8 protein-coding genes are annotated in these 8,095 nt (G+C 44.0%); 1 reads left to right on the top strand and 7 read right to left on the bottom strand.

From position 1 onward, the window contains the following. The 7 genes from CSX02_RS12100 to CSX02_RS12065 form a co-directional block, all read right to left on the bottom strand. On the bottom strand, positions 1-427 hold a 427-nt coding region (locus CSX02_RS12100; RefSeq protein WP_207653789.1), incomplete at its 3' end, for a hypothetical protein. 88 nt (positions 428-515) lie between these two features. Beyond that, complete coding sequence (locus tag CSX02_RS12095; RefSeq protein ID WP_143248191.1) at positions 516-716, bottom strand: hypothetical protein; 201 nt, start codon at positions 714-716, stop codon at positions 516-518. A 185-nt stretch (positions 717-901) separates the two neighbouring features. After that, the gene (locus tag CSX02_RS12090) at positions 902-1,759 is read right to left on the bottom strand and encodes a DegV family protein (RefSeq protein ID WP_031546282.1); all 858 of its coding nucleotides are present in this window, start codon (positions 1,757-1,759) and stop codon (positions 902-904) included. 145 nt (positions 1,760-1,904) lie between these two features. After that, the gene (locus CSX02_RS12085; RefSeq protein ID WP_099386861.1) at positions 1,905-3,698 is read right to left on the bottom strand and encodes a glycoside hydrolase family 3 C-terminal domain-containing protein; all 1,794 of its coding nucleotides are present in this window, start codon (positions 3,696-3,698) and stop codon (positions 1,905-1,907) included. A 12-nt stretch (positions 3,699-3,710) separates the two neighbouring features. Beyond that, positions 3,711-4,610 carry a precorrin-6B methylase gene (locus CSX02_RS12080; RefSeq protein WP_031546276.1) on the bottom strand — a complete coding sequence of 300 codons (900 nt, stop codon included), beginning with the start codon at positions 4,608-4,610 and terminating at the stop codon, positions 3,711-3,713. A gap of 161 nt (positions 4,611-4,771) precedes the next feature. Then, positions 4,772-5,533, bottom strand: coding sequence for a DUF6033 family protein (locus CSX02_RS12070; protein ID WP_099386859.1), 762 nt, complete (start codon positions 5,531-5,533; stop codon positions 4,772-4,774). Positions 5,534-5,679: 146 nt separating this feature from the next. Continuing rightward, positions 5,680-6,669 (bottom strand): calcium/sodium antiporter, encoded by a 990-nt coding sequence (locus tag CSX02_RS12065; protein ID WP_099386858.1) that lies wholly within the window; start codon positions 6,667-6,669, stop codon positions 5,680-5,682. Between the two features lie 263 nt (positions 6,670-6,932). Between CSX02_RS12065 and CSX02_RS12060 the strand changes: the two genes are divergently transcribed. Continuing rightward, complete coding sequence (locus CSX02_RS12060; RefSeq protein WP_031546266.1) at positions 6,933-7,934, top strand: AraC family transcriptional regulator; 1,002 nt, start codon at positions 6,933-6,935, stop codon at positions 7,932-7,934. The last annotated feature ends 161 nt before the right edge of the window (positions 7,935-8,095 follow it).

Genomic DNA, 8,095 nt, shown 5'->3' with positions numbered 1-8,095 from the left:
AAACTGCAGTGCATACGAGGACTGTTAATTCCGGGCTCTTCGTATGCATTTTTCTCTTTTTCTTGCATACGAAAACTGCTTTTTCAGTGGTTTTCGTATGCACATCCCAAACTACATTGCATACGAAGACTGGTAATTCCGGGCTCTTCGTATGCATTTTTCTCTTTTGCTTGCATACGAAGACTGCTTTTTCGGTGGTTTTCGTATACTCATCCCAAACTGCGTTGCATACGAGGACTGTTAATTCCGGGCTCTTCGTATGCATTTTTCTCTTTTGCTTGCATACGAAGACTGCTTTTTCGGTGGTTTTCGTATACTCATCCCAAACTGCAGTGCATACGAGGACTGTTAATTCCGGGCTCTTCGTATGCATTTTTCTCTTTTGCTTGCATACGAAGACTGCTTTTTCGGTGATTTTCGTATGCACATTTCAAACTGCGGTGCATACGAAGACTGGTAATTTCGGGCTCTTCGTATGCATTTTTCTCTTTTGCTTGCATACGAAAACTAGTTTTTCAGTGGTTTTCGTATGCATATCCCAAACTGCGGTGCATACGAAGACTGGTAATTCCGGGCTCTTCGTATGCATTTTTCTCTTTTTCTTGCATACGAAGACTGCTTTTTCGGTGCTCTTCGTATGCATATTCCAAACTGCGGTGCATACGAAGATTGGTAATTCCGGGCTCTTCGTATGCATTTTTCTCTTTTGCTTGCATACGAAGACTGCTTTTTCGGTGGTTTTCGTATGCATATCCCAAACTGCGGTGCATACGAGGACTGTTAATTCCGGGCTCTTCGTATGCATTTACCTATCAAGTAATTGGGGCTAACCCAAAAAAGCCCGGATCCATTCCATTCGAATGTTTCCGGGCGCTCCAGGCTCAATCATCACGATACCTTTTTATTTCATCTTACGCATTACAGCAACACCATGAGTACCATAGCCCAGATGCGTTGCAACCGAAAGTGGAATTGGCGACATATTACAATGAATGCCAAAGTGGTCTTCGAGTTGTTGCTTCCATTCCGCTGCTTTTTCTTTTGACATGGAAGCTGCAGCTGCAAGATAAAAATCATCAAGGTTGCTGGCATGAAATCTGCCAATCAGATCTTCCTCGATGGCATGAATCATTTTCTTACGGGAAAGTTTCTCTCCCTTTGCCTTACCGGCCACTTCCACTTGTCCTGTGTTAAGAGACAAAATCGGGCGAATATTGAGCAGGTTTCCAATCATGGCAGAGGATGCTGATACACGACCGCCGGCTTTAAGATAATCCAGAGTTTCTACGGTGATATAGATTTGGAATTCGTTGCGATAATATACCAGCTCTTTGCAAATGTCGCGGGCTGACATTCCGGCATTTGCACGCTTGACAGCCTCGAGCACCGCATGTTTCTGTGCAACAGAGACACGTCCCATGTCTGCGACAACGACCTTGCCGTCATAATCCTGTGCCAGGGCCTGAGCTGTCTGGCAGGAGCCGGACAGACCACTCGACATCGGAATATAGAGCAGTTCGTCATATTCCTCGAGTACGCGATCCCACAAATCCATGACATCTGCCGGCGAAGGCTGAGATGTATAAATGCGGGCGCCACTCTGTTGCATGGTAAAGAAATCCACATGCGACAAAGTCTCCCCTTCGAGATATAATTCATCATCAATATAAAAAGGCATTGGAAGCATAAAAATTCCATATCTGTCTGCCTTTTCTCTTGTAATACCTGAATTAGAATCTGTTACAACAGCAGTTCTCATTCGTTCCTCCTCTGTATCGTTTTCCGACACACTTTCATCTGATTGCTCTAAGCTGATTACTCTGAGCTGATTACTCTGAGCTGATTGCTCTAAGCTGATTGCTCTGAGCTTATTGCTGATTACTTATTACTTATTGCTTTTCCTTTTATTCTACGCGACTGGTCGAATAGAACACACGCTCCGGTCCTTCGATTTTGTCGGTGCCATGAATGGTAACAGACACTTCTCCGATAATATCATTCACGCTTCGTCCTATCATAAAAGTATATTGCCCCGGCTGTACCATCCAGGCACCGTCTTCAGACGGAATTGCCATCTGTGCCGGATCGATGGTAAATACAACATCATGTGATTCGCCAGACAAAAAGAAAACTTTGCGCAGGCCCATCAGTTTACGGTTTTCGCGAACCGCCTTGTCTTCCTGTCTGTAAAGCTGGATCAATTCGCTTCCTGCAATCGGTCCGTGATTTTCAAGATGGACACGAATTTCAAAATTCTCTGTAGCCGATACTTCATTGCGGTCCACGCTCATATCGCGATATTCAAAATTGCTAAAAGACATGCCATAGCCGAAGGCTCTGCGCAATGTCTGCAACTGATTGTCATATACTTCGATTGGAAGGCGTCCGCACGGATTGACTTTTCCGCTTAAAACATCGACAACCGCATCTGCGGTCGCCTCTCCCGGAAGCAGTGCCTCGAGAATAGCATCCAGCTTCTCCTCGCCCAGATGATTTGCAAACGGATGCACGCCGAGATGAATTCCGACCATCGGAATCCCCATCTCACTGATACGCGCAATCAGTTTTTCCTGACAAGGCGGGATAATACCGCAGTTTGTGGTAATATCCAGACCACCAATTTCATGATTCCAGTAATTATAACGCATTCCAAGCGTCAAAATGGCAATATCCGCATCTGCAAGCAATGCAAGTGCTTCTTCATATCCGCTCTCGTCATCTCCGTAATAGTCATAGCCTCTGGCATATATAATCTCGACTGTCGGCTTTTCATTTTTGAGGCATTCAAAAATGGTCTGTGTTTCGCGATGTGCAGCCTGTTCCGTCAGATAATAACTGCCGGAGTCCTGTGCATGCGGACCGATGACAACTACTTTTTTTACATTGTGATCCAATGGAATGATGCCATTGTTTTTTAGCAGAATCAAGGATTCTTCCGCGCCGATACGGGCAATCTCGTAATTGGCCTTATGTTCCAATGCTTCCTCTACCGCATCTTCATCCATCGCAAACGGATGCTCGAACAATCCCATCCGGAATTTTTCCTTGATTACAGTCCATGCCATGTGATCGATCCGGTCTTCCGGAAGCAGGTCCACACGAAATGTATTCAAATCCGAAATCACATCTGCGCGACGGCCATCGATATCAACCGACCGGATTCCCTTCGTATATGCACCACCCATAATCACGCCGAGTGTACGCGCTTCACTGTACGTCTTGCGCTTGCGCTCCACGAAAAAGTCGCGCGTGATATCCATAATCGGAGAAATGACATAATTGATGCCCATCACCAATGACTGACGTGCGATAATTGAACCAATCAATTCTTCGAGTCTCGTATTAAAATTTGCACCACGGTTCAAATCGGAAGGAAAACTGGTTGCACGCGGTACATGTGCCCCCGCCAGACCATGAATGTAAAAAATGGCCGGGATATGATGTGGCGACTGCTCCATGGCACGTGCCTGCAATTCCCGCTGTAATCGAATTGCTTCTTTAACATCGGCGCATTCCTGCATCCATTCCGCAGACAAAAAACCGATTCCATATTCCGATTCAAAATCACAGCATCTTGCCGCATCAATTCCAATTTCATAATTTTGGAGCTGTGCAACAATTTCTTCTCTTGATAATTTTGCAAACAAATCATCCGCCCGCTCTTCCGGCGAAAGCGAAGTATCCATATATCTTTCCAAAATATCTCTCCTTTATGCACGAACCGTAATCAGCCACGGCGCCGGCTCTGCTTCAAATAAATGCTTGCTGTTCATTTTGGAGACCGCAATCTGTACCACTTCCACATCGCGAATGCCCCGTCTCGCGAAGATTTCCGGAACATCTGCCGCGCAGCGAAAATCCAGTGTGTAAATCAAAAATTCCATACGAGGATTCAGTTTGAGCATCGTATCGATTTCCTTTTCCATGGAAGCAGATGCCACAAGCATGGTAAATGACGGAACCGGAAGTCCCTTCATCGTATTCTCGTCCACATGATCAATGATGCTGATATTGTTCACACCGAATTTTTCAATATTTTCTTCCATCGTAGCGCGATCGTTCCCATTATATTCCACGGCGATGACATGTCCTTCTTCCGCAATCAAAGCAGATTCCACCGCAATGCTCTCCCCGCTGATAATGCAGACATTGTCCGCAGAAGAAATATGCATCTTGTTGAGAATCACGGAGCGGATTTCACTGCCGACATAATGCACACTGCCTCTCGAAAAATTATTATTATCCATTCCGATTTTGTAAGTATTGCGCGCATTCTCATTCATGATCAGCATCGCTGCCGACGCGTTAATTCCACGATCAATCATATCACGCACCGGTGTATCCAGCAATTCTCCGGTCGGTTCCGAGCCCTCATTATAATATACCATGCAGTCGCCCAGACCGACTTCCCACATTTTGTAAAAAATATCCGGATGCCCCGCTTCTGTAAAAACCAGGGTCAGGCGATGTGATTCCACGGTAGGAATCAGATTCTTATTTTTTGCGGTAATATCAAGAATCTTTACCTTCTTGATATCCAGTTCCATATTTTCTGCGAAATAATTCAACCACTTTAAAACGGTTGCATTTTCAAACATCTGCTCTGCCATAATACCCCACTCCTTTATATTTGATAGTATCATTATAGCATTTTGATGTTTTGTTACAAACTGAAACTTCTTCATCATCAAAAATCGCAAAAAGAAGCAGATCCCGATGATACAGGATCTGCTTTCCATGTTCTGATTTCAATTGTTGATCGCAGTCAATATTAGAGTTTGAAATCAATGGACTGTCCCATGTATGTTTCCTCCGGGGTTTGTACATGATTCAATCTCTGATTCTGTGCGTAATCAGCTATTCTGTCTGCCAGTTCTTCGAGATTGCTGGCGGATACAATATCAAATTTCGTCACATCACGATCCGTACCAAGTGACTTTAATTCTTCACTGCGTTCAGACAGATCGTTGTTTAATTTATCGCGGAATTTTTCCGCCCGTTCCCGCCTTTGCTCTTTGCGCTCCTCTGCGCGTGCTTCCTGCTCTTTTGCGATGCGCTCTTTTTGCTGAGCGGCAGCTTTTTCCAATACTGCAAACATGGTATAGGTTCCGTCATCATTAATGCGGATTCCATATCCTTTTACATTTGCGCCGGACGCTTTCATCTGTTCGCTCATCTGGTCCAGCTGCTTTACCCCGTCCTCGATCAAAGTCTCATACTTTTCACGATATGCTGTGTCGGAAGCCATCTTCTCGATTTTGGCTGCATCGAGCAAAACTACAGTCTTGCCGGAGGACATATATTTAGCCGCCTGCTGCTCTGCAGTATCAACCGAATTGTTGTCAACCAGGACAAATTCCAGATTCGAATATTTTGATTTTAATGACTCATAATAATCGGCTGCGGAATCTGACAATTGCGGATTGCCCACAACATTACCGTATTTAGATGCATTGTTTGGGGTTTCATTGGTTTTTGATTTGCCGGCCAACGCATTGACCATGCTCGTTCCTAAAGAATCAATTGTACTCATGTCTCCTACGCCTCCTTGCGTGATGTTGAGAAATCCGTTTCTCCGTTAGAATTCAATCGAAATATTTATTGATATGTCTACTATAACATACTTATCGGCTGCATCAAGTCAAAAATGAACCCCTGTTTAAAATTTTTTTTATTTTATTATCGAATGATGATATAAGCTGCAAAGCCGGCATATAAAAGCAACATGCAAAGGCCTTCAAATTTGCCGATTTTCTTTTTGGTTGCCGCAAACAGCCATACAATCAAAGTAAATACCAGCAGGATTGCAATATCAATCACGTTTTCCATGATAAATGCAATCGGGCTGATTGCAGATGCAATTCCAAGCACCATCAAAATATTAAACACATTCGATCCAATGGCATTGCCAAGCGCCATATCGACTTCATTCTTCTTTGCTGCAACAATCGAAGTCACAAGCTCCGGAAGACTGGTTCCGATAGACACGATGGTCAATCCGATCAGATTCTGTGACATTCCCAGTTCCGATGCAATCCGGCTCGCACTGTCGACGGTCAAATCGCCACCTACTGCAATTGCAGCAGCGCCACCGACGATGAAGACGAGACTCTTCCATACCGGAATCAATTTGATTTCCTCTTCATCTGCCTGTTCTTTTCCGGCTTTTGATGCATTCATTGCCTGGCGTACCAAAACAAAAATAAATCCGGCAAACAGAACCAGAAGAATGATGCCATCAAGGTGACCAAGTGTCATGTTGGCCCGATCTGCAAAGCCAAACCAGCCAAATCCCAGAAGTAAAAGTGCGCAGATTGCGGAAAATGGAATATCCCGCACAATGGTCTGTCGATCCACATGAACCGTCTGAAGCAGGGAACATACTCCGATGACTACCATCATATTGAATATGTTCGAGCCGACAACATTGCTGACAGCAAGTTCGTTGTTTCCTACAAGGGAAGCACTGACGGATACCGCAGTCTCCGGAAGAGAAGTTCCCATTGCAACAATGGTCAGACCGATGATGATGGATGGCACATGCAGTCGTTTTGCAACACTCGAACTGCCTTCCACAAAAAAATCTGCCCCTTTAATCAGCAATACAAAACCGGCTACCAGCAGCAGGAAAACCAGAAAGATATTGGCATTGTTGATAAAATTTTCCATAAAAAAAGACCTCCTATATCACAAAAGACCCATGCATACAAAGTATGCATGAGTCTCATTCTTTAAGATTTGCCAGATTGTAAAACAATCGGGACTGTTGACAAACCACGCTATGCGCGAACTACTCCCTCATTGGGTATTTTGCTTTCTGTTTGTATTTACACTAACAGTCTTTGTACTTGTTAGTCAAGTCTAATTTACTATTCCCGCCAAATCTGATATCATCAGTTTATCAACGATTATGAAAAGGCATACATACTATGATTGATCAATTGATTTTGAATGAACTGCGCAAAATCACCCCGGAAGAGGCACGCGCACTTGAAGGTGATCAGGAATATAATCGCGAGCTATATCAGGCTCCATCACAGACTGCCGGTACGGATTCCACGCCGGGGCCTATTTTTGATGCGCAAAAATTAATGGACAGCGGTCGCCTAATTACAATCCGCAAGCATACACGCTTTGTCCATTTTCCAAAGCATTCACATAATTATGTTGAAGTCATCTATATGTGCACCGGAAAAACAAGACATATCATCAATGGCAATGAAGTATTGCTCGAAGAAGGTGACATCCTCTTTTTAAACCAGAATGCCATTCAGGAAATCTATCCGGCAGGCGAAGATGATATTGCAGTCAATTTTATTATCCTGCCTGCATTTTTCGATTATGCCCTGCAGATGCTCGAAGTAGGAGAAAATCCGCTCCGCTCTTTTGTCATTGACTGTATGCGCGGTGAGAACCGTCCTTCCGCCTATCTGCATTTTAAAGTGCGGGATGTCCTCCCGATTCAGAATTTGATTGAAAATCTGATCTGGACACTGATGAACAAGCAACAGAACAATCGCAGTATCAATCAGGCCACCATGGGCCTGCTTTTGATGCAACTGACCAACTATGCCTATACTGCAGAGACTGATCACATGAGCGAAGGCGAGAAACTGGTAATCACGGTATTGAGCTATATTGAAACACATTATAAGGACGGTGAGCTGAGCATCCTTGCCGACCGGTTACATTATGATTTGTATTTTCTCTCCCGTGAAATCAAACGCCTCACCGGTGAAAACTATACCATTCTTCTGCAAAACAAGCGACTTTCCCAGGCCGCTTATTTTCTGACACATACCAAAATGTCCATTGCAGACATCTCGATTGCGATTGGATATGAAAATATCAGTTATTTCCACAGAATTTTCCAAAAAAAATACGGAATGACGCCTCGTCATTACCGTATTTCTCATCAATTCAGTACATCCTGATTATCATGCATGGATTTTGTTACCATTCACAGCATGTATTGTCTGACATCCTCAGTCCATAAACCCGGTAAGCCCTGAACCATTTTGCGAATATTTTAGGGTTTCAATATGCAAAAGGCGAGCATCACACATGTGTCTTTTGATGAATGAACCATTTTGAA

Source organism: Agathobacter ruminis, assembly GCF_002735305.1.
Classification (GTDB): domain Bacteria; phylum Bacillota; class Clostridia; order Lachnospirales; family Lachnospiraceae; genus Roseburia; species Roseburia ruminis.
The sequence above is the reverse complement of the archived record's forward strand: the minus strand, read 5'-3'. Positions and strand labels throughout refer to the sequence as shown.